This is a genomic window from Halomonas aestuarii (genome assembly GCF_001886615.1).
Taxonomy (GTDB): Bacteria; Pseudomonadota; Gammaproteobacteria; order Pseudomonadales; family Halomonadaceae; genus Halomonas; species Halomonas aestuarii.
This window is the reverse complement of the sequence record NZ_CP018139.1, coordinates 1,512,199-1,527,221: the sequence shown is the minus strand read 5'-3', so window position 1 is coordinate 1,527,221 and position 15,023 is coordinate 1,512,199. Positions and strand designations below refer to the sequence as shown.

General features: G+C 64.4%; 16 protein-coding genes, 1 pseudogene and 1 riboswitch. Of the genes and pseudogenes, 8 read left to right on the top strand and 9 right to left on the bottom strand.

Annotation, left to right across the window (positions count from 1 at the left end; genetic code table 11):
• Window positions 1–11: 11 nt before the first annotated feature.
• From BOX17_RS06995 to BOX17_RS06975, 5 genes are all read left to right on the top strand, one after another.
• Window positions 12–773 carry a M15 family metallopeptidase gene (locus BOX17_RS06995; RefSeq protein WP_208858102.1) on the top strand — a complete coding sequence of 254 codons (762 nt, stop codon included), beginning with the start codon at window positions 12–14 and terminating at the stop codon, window positions 771–773.
• Between the two features lie 69 nt (window positions 774–842).
• Window positions 843–1,607 carry a sulfite exporter TauE/SafE family protein gene (locus tag BOX17_RS06990; protein WP_071943039.1) on the top strand — a complete coding sequence of 255 codons (765 nt, stop codon included), beginning with the start codon at window positions 843–845 and terminating at the stop codon, window positions 1,605–1,607.
• A gap of 345 nt (window positions 1,608–1,952) precedes the next feature.
• Window positions 1,953–3,341, top strand: a complete 1,389-nt coding sequence (locus BOX17_RS06985) for a D-alanyl-D-alanine carboxypeptidase (RefSeq protein ID WP_071943037.1) — start codon at window positions 1,953–1,955, stop codon at window positions 3,339–3,341.
• Between the two features lie 117 nt (window positions 3,342–3,458).
• Window positions 3,459–4,334: a DMT family transporter gene (locus BOX17_RS06980; protein WP_071943035.1), complete on the top strand. Its 876-nt coding sequence runs from the start codon at window positions 3,459–3,461 to the stop codon at window positions 4,332–4,334.
• A 186-nt stretch (window positions 4,335–4,520) separates the two neighbouring features.
• Entirely contained in the window at window positions 4,521–5,456 is a 936-nt protein-coding gene (locus tag BOX17_RS06975) for a LysR family transcriptional regulator (protein ID WP_071943033.1), read from the top strand.
• A 153-nt stretch (window positions 5,457–5,609) separates the two neighbouring features.
• Here the strand turns inward: BOX17_RS06975 and speB are convergent, their stop codons facing one another.
• The 7 genes from speB to BOX17_RS06940 all read right to left on the bottom strand — a co-directional run bounded on the left by speB (window position 5,610) and on the right by BOX17_RS06940 (window position 11,870).
• Entirely contained in the window at window positions 5,610–6,575 is a 966-nt protein-coding gene (gene speB / locus BOX17_RS06970) for an agmatinase (protein ID WP_071943031.1), read from the bottom strand.
• Window positions 6,576–6,606: 31 nt separating this feature from the next.
• A complete protein-coding gene (locus BOX17_RS06965; RefSeq protein ID WP_071943029.1) occupies window positions 6,607–7,359 on the bottom strand; it encodes an SDR family NAD(P)-dependent oxidoreductase in 753 nt (250 codons plus the stop codon).
• Window positions 7,356–8,135 carry an SDR family NAD(P)-dependent oxidoreductase gene (locus BOX17_RS06960; protein WP_208858101.1) on the bottom strand — a complete coding sequence of 260 codons (780 nt, stop codon included), beginning with the start codon at window positions 8,133–8,135 and terminating at the stop codon, window positions 7,356–7,358. The genes BOX17_RS06965 and BOX17_RS06960 overlap by 4 nt, the downstream gene beginning before the upstream one ends.
• A gap of 72 nt (window positions 8,136–8,207) precedes the next feature.
• Window positions 8,208–8,975, bottom strand: a complete 768-nt coding sequence (locus BOX17_RS06955; protein ID WP_071943027.1) for a creatininase — start codon at window positions 8,973–8,975, stop codon at window positions 8,208–8,210.
• A 47-nt stretch (window positions 8,976–9,022) separates the two neighbouring features.
• Window positions 9,023–9,871 (bottom strand): ABC transporter ATP-binding protein, encoded by an 849-nt coding sequence (locus BOX17_RS06950; RefSeq protein WP_071943025.1) that lies wholly within the window; start codon window positions 9,869–9,871, stop codon window positions 9,023–9,025.
• Window positions 9,871–10,614: an ABC transporter permease gene (locus BOX17_RS06945; RefSeq protein ID WP_244272261.1), complete on the bottom strand. Its 744-nt coding sequence runs from the start codon at window positions 10,612–10,614 to the stop codon at window positions 9,871–9,873. Before BOX17_RS06945 ends, BOX17_RS06950 begins: the two co-directional genes overlap by 1 nt.
• Window positions 10,615–10,787: 173 nt before the next feature.
• The gene (locus BOX17_RS06940; RefSeq protein ID WP_071943021.1) at window positions 10,788–11,870 is read right to left on the bottom strand and encodes an ABC transporter substrate-binding protein; all 1,083 of its coding nucleotides are present in this window, start codon (window positions 11,868–11,870) and stop codon (window positions 10,788–10,790) included.
• Between the two features lie 346 nt (window positions 11,871–12,216).
• On the opposite strand from BOX17_RS06940, the pseudogene BOX17_RS06935 reads away from it, so the two are divergent.
• The 3 genes and pseudogenes from BOX17_RS06935 to BOX17_RS06925 form a co-directional block, all read left to right on the top strand.
• Window positions 12,217–12,357, top strand: a pseudogene (locus BOX17_RS06935) (DMT family transporter); the annotation flags it as partial.
• 172 nt (window positions 12,358–12,529) lie between these two features.
• Window positions 12,530–12,808 (top strand): PepSY domain-containing protein, encoded by a 279-nt coding sequence (locus tag BOX17_RS06930; RefSeq protein WP_071943018.1) that lies wholly within the window; start codon window positions 12,530–12,532, stop codon window positions 12,806–12,808.
• Window positions 12,809–12,821: 13 nt separating this feature from the next.
• Complete coding sequence (locus BOX17_RS06925; protein ID WP_071943016.1) at window positions 12,822–13,400, top strand: cytochrome b/b6 domain-containing protein; 579 nt, start codon at window positions 12,822–12,824, stop codon at window positions 13,398–13,400.
• Between the two features lie 61 nt (window positions 13,401–13,461).
• Here the strand turns inward: BOX17_RS06925 and thiE are convergent, their stop codons facing one another.
• Together thiE and thiM are read right to left on the bottom strand one after the other, a co-directional pair.
• Window positions 13,462–14,085: a thiamine phosphate synthase gene (gene thiE, locus BOX17_RS06920; protein WP_071943014.1), complete on the bottom strand. Its 624-nt coding sequence runs from the start codon at window positions 14,083–14,085 to the stop codon at window positions 13,462–13,464.
• Window positions 14,075–14,881: a hydroxyethylthiazole kinase gene (thiM, locus tag BOX17_RS06915; protein WP_071943012.1), complete on the bottom strand. Its 807-nt coding sequence runs from the start codon at window positions 14,879–14,881 to the stop codon at window positions 14,075–14,077. Before thiM ends, thiE begins: the two co-directional genes overlap by 11 nt.
• 38 nt (window positions 14,882–14,919) lie before the next feature.
• Window positions 14,920–15,020, bottom strand: a riboswitch (TPP riboswitch).
• Between the last annotated feature and the right edge of the window lie 3 nt (window positions 15,021–15,023).

Genomic DNA, 15,023 nt, shown 5'->3' with positions numbered 1-15,023 from the left:
GGACGTTTCGCATGACACTGCCCGATATCGACCCATCCCCGATTCCCCACCGGCCCGAGCCCTGCTGGGAGGCGACGAGTCGCCTGGCCATCGTCCCCGACGACGAGCCGCTGGTGCCGATGAGCCTGGCGCCCGAGCCGCTCAAGGTGTTCCCCGCCTATGCCCGGCTGGGCATCCCCGGCGCGGTGCCGGAGTGCTTCGTGCGGGAAGGCGTCTATCGCCGGCTGCTCGCGGTGGCCTGCTCCCTGCCGCCGGGCCTCGGCCTGGTGGTCCTGGACGGCTGGCGCCCCTGGCGCGTCCAGCAGTACCTCTTCGACACCCTCTTCGAGGTGATGCGTGCCCGTCACCCGGCCCTCGACGAGGCCGCGCTGCTCGCCCGCACCCGGGAGTTCGTGGCCATGCCGAGCCGCGACCCCCGGGCCCCCAGCCCGCACCTCACCGGCGGCGCGGTGGACGTGACGCTGTGCGATGCCGACGGCCTGATGCTGGACATGGGCTCGCTGTTCGACGAGGCGAGCTCGGCCTCCCACAGTGATTACCTGGAACGCCTCGAGGCCCCGGATACCCGCCAGCGACGGGCGCGGGAGGCGCGCCGCGTGCTCTACCACGCCATGTGCGCCCAGGGGTTCACCAACCTGCCCAGCGAGTGGTGGCACTACGACCATGGCGACCAGCTATGGGCCCACTACACGGGGAGGCCGTCGGCGCATTACGGGCCGGCGGAGCTGGACACCATCGAGCAGCGCTGGAAGCGCCAGTTCCAGGCGCCCTGACGAGGGGGCCGGGACGCAGGGCAGGGCGGGCTCGGCTATAGTGGCAGCCCCATGCGAGAAGGAGGCGCGATGTTGCTGCTGGAGAGCCTGTCGCCGCTGTCGGGCGCGATCAACCTGCTGCTGGTGATGCTGTCGGTGTTCACCTCGGCCTTCACCGCCGCAGTGGGGGTCGGGGGCGGCGTGCTGATGATCATGGCGCTGGCCCAGGTGATGCCGGCGGCGGCGCTGATCCCGGTGCACGGCATGGTGCAGCTGGGTTCCAATGTCGGCCGCACGGCGATGACCTGGCGCCACATCGACCGCACGACGCTGGCCGCCTTCCTGCCCGGCGTGGCCCTGGGGGCCCTGGCGGCCGCCTGGCTGCTGGTGCGCCTGCCGGCCGGGGTGCTGGAGCTGTGCATCGCCGCCTTCGTGCTCTTCACCTGCTGGGGACCGGGGCTGCCTAGCCGGGCCCTGGGGCGAGGCGGCGTGATGGTGGCCGGGGCGATCACCACCCTGCTCTCCAGCCTGGTCGGCGCCAGCGGCCCCATGGTCGCTGCCTTCATCAAGCAGCGACAGGCCGGGCGTCTGGCCAAGGTGGCGACCTTCTCCGCCTGCATGCTGCTCCAGCACCTGACCAAGGCCTTCGTGTTCGGCGTGGCCGGCTTCGTCTTCCGCGACTGGCTGCCGCTGATGCTGGTCATGGTGGCGGCGGGCTTTCTCGGCACCTGGCTGGGGCTGCACCTGCTGCACCGCCTCTCCGATCACCATTTCGATGCCCTCTTCCGCTGGGCGCTGACGCTGCTCGCCCTGCGCCTAGTCTGGCTCGGCGCCCAGCGCCTGGCGGGTCACTGACGGGCCTTGCCGACGACCGGCGCCCGCCGCGCGATCATGCCGCCTTTGCTCGGCCCGGTCGCGTGGGCGCGCCACGGAGAAGGTGACGCGCTGCGCCATGGCGATGGCTCCGGTCAGGGGGCTGAAGGGCGCCATGGGAAAGTCTTATCCATGGAGTAAGGTTATTCAATGATCGATCGTGATAGCCAGCGTCAATCGCGCGGGCGGCGGCCGCGTCGGTTTTCGACCGGCGGGGGGCTAGTGCCCGGAAAAATCGAGAAAAAGTCTGACATACGCCCTGTACAGGCCGCGTCGGCTGGCCATAATGTCTAGGTGTCACTGGAATAAACCTCGAGGGAACGGATCATGGTGCCCACTACAACAATCAACCGGCGCCTTGTCGGGGGAGCCCTGCTGCTGGCCTGCCTGCTGCTGGTCTCCGGTTTCGCCCAGGCCGGGAATCCGCGCTATGCCGGTATCGTCATCGACGCCGACAGCCAGGAGATCCTCTACGCGGAGAATGCCGACAGGCTTCGCTACCCCGCCTCACTGACCAAGATGATGACGCTCTACCTGCTCTTCGAGGCGCTGGAGGAGGGCAGGCTAGGCCTCGGCGAGCCGCTGCCGGTCTCGTCCAATGCGGCCGCCAAGCCGGCCTCGAAGCTCTACGTGAAGGCCGGTTCCAGCATTCCCTTGGAGAAGGCCATCGATGCGCTGGTGATCAAGTCGGCCAACGATGTGGCCGTGGTGGTGGCCGAGGCGCTGGGCGGCAGCGAGGAGAACTTCAGCCGCATGATGACCGACAAGGCGCGCGCGCTGGGCATGGAGGACACCGTCTTCCGTAATCCCAACGGCCTGCCCGACCCCGGCCAGGTCACCACGGCACGCGACATGGCGGTGTTGTCCCGTCATCTGATGCGGGACTTCCCCCAGTACTATTCCCATTTCTCGCGGACGAGCTTCACCTGGAAGGGCAAGACCATCTCCGGCCACAACCGCCTGCTCGACAGCTACCCCGGGGCGGATGGCCTCAAGACGGGCTACATCCGGGCCTCCGGCTTCAACGTGGCCACCTCGGCGGTGCGCGACGGCCGTCGCCTGCTCACCGTGGTGATGGGCGGCTTCACCGCCGCGTCCCGGGATGCCCACACGGCCGACCTGCTCGACCGCGGCTTCCAGCGTGCCTCGCTGGCCGATGGACGTGGCTGGCTGGCCAGTGCGGACATCTCCGGGGGACGCCTGATGCCCGGCGAGCCCCAGGCGCCGGGGCAGCCGGTCGGTCGCGAGGTGCGTCTGGCCAGCCTCGGCAACCCGGCCCCGAGCCCGGCGGCGTCGGCCTTTGCGGCGACCTCGATGCCTGGCGTCGTCGCCCCGCCTGCGGGGCAGCCGCGGGTCGCCCGGGTCGAGCGCCCCGCCGCGCCCGCCGCGGCGGACCGGCCCCAGGGGTCGGCCGACGATCCCATTCGTGAACTGATCGCCGAGAGCGGTACCCCGGGGATCGCCACCCGCCCGGGGAGCTGGGGCGTGCAGGTCGGTGCCTTCAGCGATGCCGGGCATGCTCGCAGCCTGGCCTCCCGGGCCGCCGATCGGCTGGCCAGCGAGCTGACCCATGCCCGGGTCGCCGTGGGCAATGCCGAGGCAACCGGCGTCTACCGTGCGCGCCTGGTGGACCTCAACGAGGGACAGGCACACACCGCCTGCCGTCGTCTGGTGGCCCAGGGCATGGAGTGCATGGTGGTCCAGGCCTCCCTGTGACCAGGCTTGCCGTGATCGGCAAAAGCCCTTAGCGTGTTCATGATTACGCCACCCCGTCGGTTCCGCCGACGGGGTGGCGTTGTCTCCATCCGATGAACACGCAAGGAGGCGGTTGCCATGTCGTCGTCGCTGAAGGGCATCCTGTTCATGTGCGGTGGGGTGTTGTGCCTGGCCCTGGGGGATGCCCTCACCAAGTGGCTGGGCGAGACTCACTCTCCGCTGCAGATCATCTTCCTCCGTACCCTGGTGTCGGTGCCGCTGATCGCCCTGATCGCGCGCTACAACGGCGGGTTGCGTACCCTGTCGACCCGTCGGCCGGGGGTGCACCTGCTTCGGGGATTGATCTTCGCCGCCACCATGATCTGCTTCATGTGGGGGCTGACCCTGTTGCCGCTGGCGGAGGCCACTGCCATCGCCTTTGCCGCCCCCCTGTTCGTCACGCTGTTGTCCGTGCCGCTGCTCGGCGAGCGGGTCGATCGACCGACCCTGCTGGCCACGGCCCTGGGCTTCGTGGGGGTGCTGGTGGTGGTGCGTCCCGGAGGCGAGAGCTTCCAGCCCGGTGCCCTGGTGGTGGTCGCCGCGGCGGTCTTCTATGCCCTGATGATGATCACGGCGCGCCGCTACGGCGCGCGGGAGCACCTCTGGGCCATGGTCTTCTACATGACCCTGGTGCCGCTGGTGGTCTCTGCCGGGACCATGCCCTGGGCGTGGCAGACCCCGGCCCCCTGGCATTGGCCTGCCTTCCTGGTGGCGGGCTTTCTCAGCGTGGGCGCCATGACCGGCCTCACCCTGGCGTTCCGTTACGCGCCGGCGGCACTCGCCGCCCCCTTCGACTACACGGCGCTGCTGTGGGCGGTGCTGCTGGGCTGGTGGTTCTGGGACGAGGTGCCGGACCTCTGGGTCTTCGTCGGCGGCACCCTGATCATCGCCAGCGGCCTGGCCATCGCCTACCACGAGCGGCGCACCTCCCTGAAGCGCAGGCCGACCTCCTGAGACGACGACGCATGCTCCGCGGGAACCGGAGGCCGCCGGTCCAGGGTCCCGCCTGCGCGGTGCCGGGAAGGCGTCGTCTCGATCATTTCCAAGGCGCACGTTCCATTGGGTAGACCACTTTGCTAGGTTGATCGTCGTGGCAACGGACTGTCCGGCGACTCCTACTGGCCGACTCTGGCGACTCCCATGACCGCACGTCATTCCAATGTTCCGAACCTGACCGACTTCGACCTCAAGCTGCTTCGCGTCTTTCATGCCGTGGTGCAGGCTCAGGGGCTCGCGCCGGCCCAGCAGGTGCTGGGGCTGTCGCTGTCGACGATCAGTATCCAGCTGAAAACGCTCGAGGAGCGGCTGGGATTCACCCTCTGCGAGCGCGGGAGGAAAGGTTTCGCCCTGACGGAGGAGGGTGAGCGTATCCACCGGAGCCTGAAACCGCTGTTCGATTCAGTCGCCGGCTTTTGCGACGTGGTGGCTGAGGTCCGCGGTCATCTGACCGGCGACCTGCATTTCGGTGTCGTGGATGCCCTGGCAACGAATCGGGTGGCACCACTGCCCAGGGGGTTCCAGAATTTCACCGAGCTTGCGCCCGAGGTGCATCTTCACGTGGATATCTCTTCGCCGGAAGAGCTCATCCAGGGACTGCTCGAGGGGCGATATCACTGCATCCTGACACCCGTCGAACCGAGCCACGACTCCGTCGATAGCGTGCCCGTCTTCAAGGAGTCCCAACAGCTTTATTGCGGGGCTGATCACCCCCTGTTCAACGAATCCGACCCTGCCCGTATCCTGGAGGCCCTGCAGCACACGACGTTTACGGGCAAGAGTTACGTGTCCTTTCCCGCAAACGACGATCTGTCCGTCTCCATCGAGCGGCCGACCGTCTCCCACATGGAGAGCAACGCCCTGCTGATACTCAGCGGACGTTACATCGGCTATCTGCCAGCACACTATGCCGATTACTGGGTCAACGCGGGCCTCATGAAGGTCCTTCTTCCCGATACCCTCGGGCATGAAACGCGTTTCTATCTCTGCACCAGCAAGCACCACAGCTACCGTTCTGCTGATGTGTTCCGCAACTGCATGATCGATGTGCTGTCAGACGGGTCAGACGCTGCATCCTGACGGGGTCCACTGGGCAGGTGGCGTCGCCGTGATCCGCTTCGGCGTGAGTTCGGGCGTGCCCCGCCGGTCATCAGGCCCTTGAGTCATAGCGGGACGACATGCTTGCCGTTCATGACGGCTCATCGGAGGCATGAGAAAAGCGGGGCATCTGCATCACGTGTCTCGCCTGGAGACAGCGTCCGCCAGGACACACAGCAGCTCGAACATCAGCGTCGCCCCGGTCAGGGCGGTGATCCCCGAGGAGTCGAACGGTGGCGATACCTCCATGACGTCTGCACCTACCAGGTTGAGTCCCCGAAGGCCGCGTATCATCTGCTGGGCTTCACGCGTACTGAAACCGCCGACCTCAGGTGTGCCGGTGCCTGGCGCATAGACGGGGTCCAGGGCGTCGACATCGAAGGTGACATAGGTCGGCACATCGCCGACCACCCGGGCGATTTCTGCATTCACCCTTGCCGGTCCCAGATCGAAATACTCCTCGATCTCGATGATGCGAATGCCCTGTTCACGTGCCCAATCAAGGTCACTCGCTTCATACAGTGAACCACGAATGCCAATCTGGACCATGCGTTTCGGGTCGAGGATGCCCTCCTCGATGGCGCGTCGGAACGGCGTGCCATGGGTATAGGGATTGTCGCCGAAGTAGGTATCGTTGGTATCGGAATGCGAGTCGAACTGGACCAGCGCCATGGGCTCATCGCGGGCGATGGCCCGCAGTATCGGCAGGGTGCCGAGATGGTCGCCGCCAGCCGTCAACGGTATGGCACCGGCATGGTGGATCTGTCGATAGAACTTACGGGTCCGCTCGAGCGTATCGCGAATGTCGATCGGGTTGACCGGTACATCCCCCAGGTCCGCGATGCGGCACAGGTCGTAGGGCGCGATGCGGCTCGCCTGATGCACCAGCCGCATCATGGTCGAATTGTTGCGGATCTCGCGCGGTCCGTGACGCTGGCCGACACGATTTGTCGAGCCGCTGTCCCAGGGCAGGCCCACGAGGGCGATGTCGACCTCGGACGGGTCCTCGATCTGCGGCAGTCGCATGAAGGTGGAGCGTCCTGCGAAGCGCGGCACCTCGCTGCCCCCAAGTGGCCGGAAAAAAGCGGCGTCGTGAGCCATTGTCATTGTCCTTTATGGGTTGTCAGGGTGTTCATAACATGACGCTACCGCCGTTGACGCCATAGGTCTGGCCGGTAATGAAGGTGGCCTGTGGCCCCGCGAGGAAGGTGACCATGTTGGCGATTTCCTCGGGGCGTCCGATGCGCCCCAGCGGTATAGCGCTTTCCTTCTGGCGCTGGGCCTCGCTCATCACCTCGGCGCCGAGCATGTCGGTGTCGACGGGGCCTGGCGCAATGGCATTGACCAGAATCTGTGGCGCGAACTCGAGGGCCCAGGCGCGCGTCATGGCACCGATACCCGCCTTGGATGCGCAATACGCGCTGTTGCGCTCCCTGCCGAGATATCCCAGGTCGGACGCGATATTGATCACGCGTCCACTGCCTTGCTGGACCATGTGGCGGATCGCCTCGCGTCCCACCACGAAGGTGCCGCGAAGGTTCACCGCAATGACCGTGTCGAAGGCATCGACGGAGGTCTCCAGCAAGCCCTCTTCATGCAGGATGCCGGCATTGTTGACGACCACGTCCAGACCACCGAGCCCCTCGATGGCACGCTGGACCATCCCGACGGCCTCGGCTTCCTTGGCGACATCCGCCTCAATCGAGCAGGCCGACGCATCGTGTACCCGCACATCGGCCAAGGTGACCGCCGCCGCGGCGTCATCACCGTGATAGCCAAATGCCACTCGGGCCCCTGCCGAGGCCAGCGAGATGGCGGTGGCACGTCCGATGCCCCTTGAGCCTCCGGTCACCAGGATACGAACGCCTGCCAGTGAGTCATTCATGCCATCACCTCCCCGCGGTCGATCGGAATCGCCTGGCCCGTCACGTTGGTGGCGGCCTCGGAGGCGAGGTACAGGTACAGTCCCGCCACATCGTCAGGCTCCATCAGGCCGCCCAGAGACTGGTCGGCGGCAATCGACTCGGCAAGCTCATCCTCGCTGACCGCCTGCTCCCTGGCCATCACCGCCAGCGAGCGAAGCGACGCCTCGGTGCGGACCCACCCCGGGCAGACGGCATTGACGCGGATCGAACGTGGCCCCAGCTCTCTGGACAGGGTCCGCGCTAGGCCGATCAACGCATGCTTGGAGGCCACGTAGGCGGCAAAACCGGGAACGGCGGTGCGCCCCCAGATCGAAGACGTGATGAGAATGCGCCCCCCTGGCGTCATCTTCGGCAGCGCGGCCCGCGTCATTCGCCAGGTGCCCAAGACGTTCACGTCCATGATGCGCTCGAAGGCGTCATCGACGTCGTCATGGCCATCCTCCACCGGCGTCGGCAGCTCTACCCCGGCATTGTTGACCAGCACATCGAGTCGTTCGATACCCTGCAGGGCGCTGTTGACTTCATGGCGATCGGTGATGTCGCAGCGCTGGGCCCAGACCTCGCTACCGGTTTCCGCCGCGAGTAACCGTGCCGCTTGAACGATGCCGGCATCCTCGGCTAGCACACAGACTCGCGCCCCGGCAGCGGCGAACGCCTTCGCCACGGCAAACCCGATGCCGCGGCTGGCCCCGGTTACGAGCACTGTCTGGCCACTGAAATCAAAGGAGATCGCCATCATTCCCTCCCGAAGCCAACTTGGACGCCATTACCTCAGCTGGAATGCCTGAGCATCTCGTATGGTGCCCATTCACGAGAGCAGCTCTCGCCGCACGGCAGCCGACATGTCGTCGCGATACTGCTTCGCCATGGCCGCCCCCTTCTCGGGCGAGGCCAGCGCAGCCGAGGTGAGCGCGCCCGAGGCGGGCACCCACTCCGGGCGTGCCGGCCAGACGTCATAGGGTGGGGCGTCCATGGGGGCGTTGTCGGGAATTCGGTCGGTACGCACCAGGTGGGGATAGAAATGCATCATCAGTGACGTCTCGAGTACCGCGGCATGTTCCAGTTCGATCCCCGGAAAGCCATCGGGGAAGACCACATCAAGGGTATCCTTAGTCAGAAACTCCCAGTGCTGCAGACACATCACCCGAAGCCCAGTGTCACCCACCTCGCGCATCGCCAGGTCGATCCCTTCATTGAGGAACCACAGGTTCTCGAAATGACCGTCGATGACACAGATTCGACGCACGCCATGACGCGCCAGTTCACGAATCACGTCGCGCACCGTATGAATCAGCGTGGTTCCGTCGAGTCCGGTGCTGCCGGGAAAGGAGGGCCCCCCCCCGGTGCGGGGCATCGACTTGTATCCATAATTGATGGGCGGGGCCACGATGCCGTCGACCTCTTGCGCCACCATCTCTGCGATGGCGGTGGGCAACAGGTGGTCCACGCCCATTGGGAGGTGCGGTCCGTGCTGTTCCAGCATGCCGGTTGGTAGAAACACGACAGGCTCGTTTTCCAGGCGCGCGCTGAACTCCGGCCACGTCATTTCTGCCATCATAACCGTCGGTTTCTTCATGGGGCCTCTCTGTTGATCTTGTTGACGACTGCCACGCGATGTCGTGCTCAGGTCTCGTCTCTGCCCTGTTCGCGCATCAGCTGCAGGATATGTCGCTCCAGGTCGCCATACCCGGGCAGGCCTATCAGGTCCTCTTTCTGGCCGATCCGTTGTCCCTGCTTGAATGCTGGGATGATCTCTTCATGAACCCTGCCTGGATGCCTCGACATGAATTCGATCCTGTCGGCCAGGAAGATGGCTTCCTCGATATCATGAGTCACCACCAGCACCGTCGTATTGGCTGCCTCGACTATCTCCATCATCAGTTCCTGCATCTGCCAGCGGGTCTGAGCGTCAAGTGCCCCGAATGGCTCATCCATCAGCAAAATGGCTGGTTCGTTAGCCAGCGTTCGCGCGATGGCGACTCGTTGTTTCATGCCGCCGGAAAGGTGACGGGGGTAGGTCCCCGCGAAACGACTTAGCCCCACCAGTTCGATGAAGTGCTCGGCGCGATCTCGTCGCTCCTGCTTGGGAACGCGGTTCAATCGCATGCCGTATTCGACATTCTGCTGGACGGTCAGCCAGTCGAAGGAGGTGTAGGCCTGAAACACCATCCCCCGTTCCTGAGCCGGGCCGGTGATCCTCTCCCCGTCCAGCATGAGCTCACCCGTGGTTGGTTGCTCAAGACCAGCCACCATGCGCAGCACGGTAGACTTACCGCAACCGGAAGGACCCAGCAGCACGCAAACCTCATTTTCATGGGTGTCGAAGCTCACATTCGCGATTGCTTGAATGTCCTCGCCGCGCGGTACATGAAACGACTTTCCTACCTCTTTTAGCCTAAGTTTGGGGGGGGCATTGGCCGCATAGTTTTGGCCGGCTGTGGAGGGAGACGCATTATTGACTGACCTGTTCATTAGTCACCCTCCTGTCCGAGATAGGGGAATAGTACCCGCTGTAACCAACGGAAAAGGAGGTCGAATGCCAACCCAAGAATGCCAATGATCAGTATGCCTGCCATTATCTCATCGGTATTCAGGAAGCGGCGTGCTCGCATCATCATCGCGCCTATTCCGGTTGTCGAGGCGATGATCTCGGCAATGACCAGGTAGGTCCATGCGATGGCCAGCATTTGCCTCATGGACGTCACTATGTTGGGCATCACCGCGGGTACCACGACCGTCCAGAGGATCTGCCACCGCTTTCCGCCAAGCGTCATCGCGGTTTCGATAAGCTCTGCACGCACCTGGCTCGTATGATCCATGATCAAGGTGATCAGAAAGAAAATGACCCCCAGAAACAGAAGGGCCAGCTTGGGCGCCTCGCCGGTGCCAAACCACATCAGCAGGATAGGAATGAAGGCGGGTGCCGGCAGATACCGCCATGCTGAAACGAAGGGGTTGAACAGCGCTTCCACCGACTTGAATGATCCCATCAGGATGCCGAGAGGTATCGCGATGAGGCAGGCCGCCAGAAAGCTTCCGACAATGCGCGCAATACTGATGCCGACATCCCCCAGGAAACCGCGCTCTACGAACAGCTCATATAGCGTGCCGACAACCTCGAAGGGCGAAGGTACCAGCAAGGTATTGACCCAGCCGCGTAATACCGCTGTTTCCCATAGACCAAAAAATATGACCCATACCAGCGCGCCCAGCACGAGACGCCACCTTCTCGGTATGGGGGTCAGGAATTCGAACCAGCGTGATCGATAGGCACCTTGTCTTGATTCACCCGCCATTCCCATTCCCCGTTTGTAAGAAGCTGTCGGCTCGTCGGCCGGGTTGGACCATGCGGCGGGGAGCACCAGGCGTTGGTGCTCCCCGGACGTGATCAACGTGCGGACATGGACTGGCTATAACCGCTGTCGACCAGGTCGGCAATCAGGCTGCAATCGACTCCTTTCTCTGCGTCCTGAACTTCATCCATCAGGCCCAATTTCACCCACCACTCGTTGGTTCGCATGACGCTCTGAATGATGGAGCCATTCTCGATGCCATGCGGTGGTTCTCCGTCAAGAGCACCACAGATGCGAGCTGTTTCATCAAAGTCAAGCATGTACAGCCCATCTTCCAGGTACTTGCCGTTGGTTCCCACAACCGATTCTATATCAGCCACTGGCCACTGGAGATAATCCGAAAAAAGCTGATTCACTTCTTCGGTATTGTCGTGCCAGTACTGCAAGGCATCGAAGCGGGCCCGGATCATGTCCACGGCCGCTTTCCTGTGCTCCTTGATGAACTTCTTGTTCATGTACATCGCATCCATGAAGATGCCCGTATCGAGGTAGTAAGGCTCGGAAGTATCCGCCGCAATCTTGGCGGTATCGAGGTTTTCCAGAACGCGCGTTACCCAAGGTTCATACATGTAAGCTGCCGCCAGATCACCCGACATGACCGGACCGACAGCCTCGTCGGCATTCAGGTTTACCCACTCCACGTCGTCCGGAGTCAGGCCTTCCTTGTCGAGCCACATGCCCATCAATACTTCGCCGATGTAGGCTTGTGGCGCGCCGACTTTCTGTCCTTTCAGCTCCTGTGCATTCATGTCTTCGGCAATCAACACCTTGTCGACGCCGTACGATATGTTGAGATGTGACACCAATACAGTGTCCGTTCCGCGTTCAATCGCAAATGGGGTATATTCAGCTGTGCTGAGATATACGTCTATCTGGCCTGCTGCCAGCGCTGCATGGCCCCCAAGAGGATCCTCGAAGATAGTGAGGTTAAGATCATGGTCGCCTGCGAGTCCTTTCTGACGCGCCACCTCCAAAAAGGAAAATCCCGGCCATGATACGTTGAGACCTATGTTGATCGTCTCGTTGTCCTGGGCGGAAGAGATGCCTGGTAATGTCATGGCGGAGGCACACATCAGTGTCGCGATCGTTGCCTTCTTCTTGGAAGAATACATACTCATTTTGTTGTTCCTTTTTTTGATCAGCTGTATTACCACTTATCCATTCTGTTGTTGTCCAACAATCCTTTATTTTAGAACTTTTTTATTTAATTTTCTGAAGTCCAGCATATCTCCCGAAATTTGATCGAACAATGACTGATGACAAAACTAAGGTTTGAGTCAATACAAAGTTACGCTATTGCTTCTTTGTGGTGCTTTTTTCTACTGCAAGTTATCGGATTTTTATTATTTTGGTGCATGTGGAGCAGAATTTCCTCCAAGTTTCTGCCTCGGCACCATGGAGCCGACTATTGTTGCCCGCTTGTTGAATCGACATTCCGACATTCGAGTGGTTGCCAGTTCGACAGCGGTGCTGCTGGGCTGGTGGTTCTGGGACGAGGTGGCGGACCTCCGGGTCTTCGTCGGCGGCACCCTGATCATCGCCAGCGGCCTGGCCATCGCCTACCACGAGCGGCGCACCTCCCTGAAGCGCCGGCCGACCTCCTGAGACGACCCATGTTCTTCGTCGACCACGCCGGAAAAGTTTTTCCACGGCGTTAAGTCTTTCGTAAGTCTGGCTGATCATGATGACCCTGTTCCCTTCCGGCAACTGCCGTCGGGAGCTGCCACCGGCCGACGGTCAGGTGGCCCTTTGTCACTGACTTTATGGAGGTTTTCCAATGAAGCGCACTGTACTCAAGGGCATCGTGGTATCCAGCCTGCTGGCCGTAAGCGTTGCTGCCCTGGCCGAGCCGACCTGCACCGACGCGCCCGAGAGCGACTGGATGAGCAAGGAGGCGATGCAGAAGCAGATCGCCGACATGGGCTACAAGGTCAAGGAGTTCAAGACCACCGACACCAGCTGCTACGAGATCTACGGCTGGGACGACCAGGAGCGTCGCGTCGAGATCTACTTCAACCCGGTCGACGGCAGCATTGTCGAGCAGGAATTCGACTGAAGGAGGCCGCATCATGAGCGGCAAGACAGGTAGCAAGCGGGTCCGCGTCTGGGACCCGCTGGTTCGGATCGTGCACTGGTCGCTGGTGGCCGGCTTCCTGGCCAACTACTTCCTCACCGAGGAGGGCGAGACCTGGCACCAGTGGATCGGCTATGGCGTGGTGGCGCTGATCGGTGTGCGCATCCTCTGGGGGTTCGTCGGCCCCTGGTCGGCACGCTGGCGCAGCTTCTGGCCGACCCCCCGACGCCTGCGCGCCTCGCTCCGATCGGAGGAGTCCGTCGGTGCCGGCGATGCCGCCTCAGACGAGCCCGGCATCACCCACACCCCTTTGGGGGCGGTCATGATGCTGACGCTGCTGGCCCTGTTGCTGGGGCTGGGGACCACCGGCTACATGATGGAGGAGACCGACCTCTTCTGGGGGGTCGGCTGGGTCGAGGAGGCCCATGAGCTGATGGCCAACGCCATCCTCGTCCTCATCCCGCTGCATGTCATCGGCGCGATCCTCGAGAGCCGCAAGCGGCAGGACAACCTGATCGCCGGCATGCTGCATGGCTACCACCGACACCCGGGGCATCCGCGCTCGGACGTCTGATCTCGGCCTGTCCCGATCCACGCCGTCACCGCGCCTGCCGCGGTGACGGCGTCTTGGGTGGTCAGTGGCGAGGCGGCCGCGTAAAGGCCCGCGCCGCTGCCTCGGGGTCCGGGGTGCCGCAGATCGCCGAGATCACGGCGAGGCCCTGGGCACCGGCCTGGCGCGTCGGGAGGACATGCTCGGCCTTGAGGCCGCCGATGGCCACGCCGGGCAGGGGGCTCGCGGCCGCCAGCTCGGCCAGGCCCTCGAAGCCGAGCGGCTCGGCATGGTCGCGCTTGCTGGGGGTGGCGAACACCGGCCCGAGGCCCAGGTAGTTCAGGGCGCTCGGGTCGAGTCGGGCGAGCTGCTCGCGGGTCTGCACCGAGAGCCCGAGGATCGCGTGAGGGCCCAGGGCGGCCCGGGCCTGGGCCACGTCGCCGTCATCCTGGCCGATGTGCAGCCCGTCGGCGCCCGAGGCGAGCGCCACCTCCAGCCGGTCGTTGATGATCAGGGCCACGCCCGTGCCGGCCAGGGCGGCCTTGAGGCGGCGCGCCTGGTCGATCAGTTCGGCGTCACTGGCGTGCTTGTCACGCAGCTGCACCAGGGTGACGCCGCCACGGACCGCGGCGACCACGGTCTGCACCAGGCCCTGCTCGGCGCAGAGTTCACGGTCGGTGACGAGATAGAGCGAGAGATCAAGGGGCATCGGAGACCTCCAGGCGGGCCCGCTGTGCCAGGGCCTCGGCGTCCAGGTGGTAGAGCGCATCGAGGAAGGCCACTGCGTAGCTGCCCGGGCCCCGTGCCACCTCGCCGGCGAGTTCCCCGGCTACGGCATAGCCGGCGAGCGCCGCCACCGTCGCCTCGAAATGCCGGTCCGTGCCGGCCAGGAAGGCCCCCACGACGCCGGTCAGGGCGCAGCCCAGGGTGGTGACCCTCGGCATCAGCGGGTGCCCGCCCCGGACACGGGCGAGGCGTTTGCCGTCGGTGACCAGATCCATCTCGCCGGTCACGGCCACCACGCCGCCCGTGCGCTCGGCCAGCCGGCGGGCGGCCTCGAGGGCAGCCTCGGCGGGGTCGGTGCTGTCCACGCCGCGGCCGCCGCCGGCCTGTCCCGCCAGGGCGATGATCTCCGAGGCATTGCCGCGAATCACGTCCGGCGAGAGCGCCAGCAGCCGCGCGCCGGTCTCCCGGCGGTAGTGCGTGGCGCCCACCGCCACCGGGTCCAGCACCCAGGGGCGTCCCGTCTCCCCGGCCGCCAGCGCCGAGGACTCCATGGCGTCGACCCAGTGGGGCGAGAGGGTGCCGATGTTGATCGTCAGGGCGCCGGCCAGGGCGGTGAACTCGGCGGCCTCCTCGCGGGCGTGGACCATGGCCGGCGAGGCGCCGATGGCCAGCAGCACGTTGGCCATGCTGTTCATGGCCACATGGTTGGTGATGTTGTGGACCAGCGGGCTGGTCTCGCGCACCCGGGCCAGGTGCGCGGCGGGATCGATGTGATGCATGGGGCCTCCCCGGCGCGGGAGGTGCGCCTGGACGGGAGGCCCGCCGCCGCACGACTCCCTACGCCGGCATTGTCCGGGTCAGGTTCCGAGGGTGCTTCTCAGCCGCGACACTCCTGCCGCGGCGCCCCTGTCGTCAGGCCTC